Genomic DNA, 2937 nt, shown 5'->3' on the forward strand with positions numbered 1-2937 from the left:
CCGCATCGCAGTCGGTTTCGGCGGGATCGGTGTGGTTTTTCGGCGGCATTGGCAATGCAGGTCGTGCAAGGCCGGATTGATTTCCCCATCATCCGATTAAGCCCGCAATTTACGGAGCGCATTGACATTTTGAACGACCGCGTTTTTGCTTTTTCGGTTACCGTAACTTAAGCCTTATCTGCCAGAAACGGGTCGATATTCGTCATCTCAACCAGAATATGCCTGAAACGTGGCGCTTAAAACGGCATCGGCAGCAATTGACCACTTCCGTCTCGGAAGCCTCCAATCAAGCCTAGCTAACGCCCCTTTTCCGGCCGTTTCAACAGTCCGTACAAATCGCTGCCGGTCGATAGCACCAGACTGGCGTCGCCGTCGATGACCTTGCGGTAGGTTTCCATCGTTTTCGAGAACTTGTAGAACTCGGCCGCTTCCGGGCGTTGGCCGTAGGCTTTCGCGTAGATCTCGGTGGCCCTGGCGTCGGCCTCGCCTTGAATTTGTTGCACCAACTTGTAAGCGGCGGACTGGATTTCGTTGATGTCGCGTTCCTTGTTGCCCTTGATCCGGGCCGCCTCGCCCTCGCCTTCCGAACGGAAGCGCTGGGCGATTTGCAGGCGCTCGCTGATCATGCGTTGGTGTATCCGCTCCAGCACTTGCTGGTTGTAGTTGATGCGCTTGAAGCGCACGTCCAGCAACTCGATGCCGAATTCGGCCAGTTTCGGCGCGGCGGCCTCGAACACGTCTTTTTCGATCGCGGCCCGGCCGACCCGAATCGGCCGCAGCACCCCCAGCGTGCCCTCTCCGGTCAACGGCCCGGTGAAGGATTCGTCCTGCAAGGGCTTGCGGTCCTTATCCGAGCGGACCACTTCGATCAATTCGTGGCGGGCAATCGCGGTGCGGGTTTCGCCGCCAAGAATGTCCTCCAGCCGCGACTGCGCGCTACGCTCGTCGCGCAGGCGCAGGTAGTAGCGCAACGGGTCGGCGATACGCCAGCGGGCGAAGGTGTGGACCTGCACATAGGTTTTGTCCTTGGTGGACATTTCCACCATCGGCCCGTCCCAACCCAGGTAGCGCTTGTCGAAGCTGTTGACTTGTTGCACTAACGGCAATTTGAAATGCAGGCCGGGTTTGACGATGGGCTCGCCGACCGGACTGCCGAATTGGGTCAGGATGACTTGCTCGGTCTGATCGACCCGAAAGGTCGACACCACCCCCAGCACCGCCAACAATATCGCCAGCACTCGCGGCATCATGGCGCCACCTCGCTCGCGGCGGCGGCCGGTGCCGCCTTGGCGTCGGCAAACGGCAGCATCGGCAAGATTTGTTGGACGCTGTCGTCGACAATGATCTGCTGCCGCGCCTGGGGCAAGATGTCGCCCAAGGTTTCCAGGTAGATGCGGGTGCGGGTCACATCCGGCGCCTTCAGATACTGCTCCAGCACCTGGTTAAACGCGGCAACGTCGCCTTCCGCCTCGTTAATCCGTTTGAAACGGTAGCCCTCGGCGGCGCGGATCGCCTGATCGGCCTCGCCGCGCGCTCGCGGCACCGCCTTGTTGTATTCGCCGTTGGCCAGATTGATCGCATTTTCCCGGTCCTGTTGGGCGCGATTGACCTCGTTGAACGAAGGCTGCACCGGTACCGGCGGATTGACGTTTTTCAGTTGCACCTGATTGATCGACACGCCGAGCTGATAGCGGTCGGCCAGTTCGCGGGTACGGTTTAATACGGTTTCCTCGATTTCCTGGCGGCCGATCGTAATGATTTCATCGACGGTGCGGTCACCGACCACCTCGCGCATCACCGCTTCGGACAAATCGCGCAAGGTCTGGCCGGGGTCGCGCACATCGAACAAATATTTCACCGGATCGGTAATCCGGTATTGAACGATCCACTCGACCAGCGCCGAATTCAAATCGCCGGTCACCATCGACTTTTCCAGCGCCGGCTGGTCGCCCGCTTGATCGGGATTGGAATAACCCGGCGTCGCGAAGCCGAACTCCAATTTTTGCTGGCGCTGGGTCGGCACCGGAATCACTTGATCGACGCCGAACGGCAGCTTGGCGTGCAGGCCGGACGGCACCTTGTCGATGTATTGCCCAAAGCGCAGCACGATGCCTTCGGACTCGGCCGGTATCGTGTAAAACGACATCATCGCGGCAACCACCAGTAAAACGCCGATAACGACCGCGACCGGCGGCACCGGCCATTCGCTGGGAAAACGCTGGAATATCACCTTGGCATCGTTCACTGCGGGCCTCCTCCAATCATTTCGCAATCGTGACAGGTATTCGACCAATCCCGACGGTTTATGCAATCACGCTTAAGTGGCGCCCAGGCCAACTCAATACCTGCAAGGCTGGCGACCCGGCCACTTTGGCCGAACTCAGCCATCAAGGCGGATAAGGCTGGGCCGGCTGACATTCTTGAGGTTCATCAAGCCCTGCAACAAGGCTTGCCCGCCAGGCGGCAAGCCATCCCCAAGATCGAAGGTGGTTCCGACCGGCGTCGTGGTTTGCAAAACACACACCTGCCATCCAGCATCCTCCATCCGTTGCAAATCACGGATTGTCGTGGAGTGCTCGTAAAATCCGGCTTCGGTGACTTGACCTTGGTAAGCACCTCGGCAGGCCAAAATAAAACGCCAATGGTCGAAAAAACGCTTGGAAAAATTGTATTGCAAGCGGTTGAGCGCGTCGAAAAGCGCTGGGACACAGCGTGAATGGCAGGGAGATCGGTTCAATACCAGCGTGACGACCACTTTGGCGCTCTCGTCGGTATTGAAGCCGTACCAAGTTTTCACGGTCTGCTTAATCTGCCGCCAAAGTAAACTTTGAAGCAAACGCTCCTCGGAATGCTCACCCTGACTGGCCATTAAACGGGTATGTTCTTGAGCGAATCGGCAGCACAACAAACCATAAGTGGTCTGCCCGGGCGTATGAA

The 2937-nt window shown here is 58.4% G+C and carries 3 protein-coding genes; all 3 read right to left on the reverse strand.

The genetic code is table 11. The annotated features are described in order from the left end of the window. Positions 1-296: 296 nt before the first annotated feature. Positions 297-1250 (reverse strand): protease modulator HflC, encoded by a 954-nt coding sequence (gene hflC, locus AC3B8H_RS19925; protein WP_488443262.1) that lies wholly within the window; start codon positions 1248-1250, stop codon positions 297-299. Further along, positions 1247-2245 carry an FtsH protease activity modulator HflK gene (gene hflK / locus AC3B8H_RS19930; protein WP_488443263.1) on the reverse strand — a complete coding sequence of 333 codons (999 nt, stop codon included), beginning with the start codon at positions 2243-2245 and terminating at the stop codon, positions 1247-1249. Before hflK ends, hflC begins: the two co-directional genes overlap by 4 nt. A 135-nt stretch (positions 2246-2380) precedes the next feature. After that, positions 2381-2937 (reverse strand): hypothetical protein (locus AC3B8H_RS19935; RefSeq protein WP_488443264.1); only part of this gene is annotated, 557 nt, incomplete at its 5' end.

Source organism: Methylomonas sp. BG-2 (assembly GCF_057766305.1).

What these genes read in the sequence shown, in the direction of transcription:
- hflC (WP_488443262.1), bottom strand. Translation starts at nt 1,250, where the DNA reads ATGATGCCGCGAGTGCTGGCGATATTGTTGGCGGTGCTGGGGGTGGTG.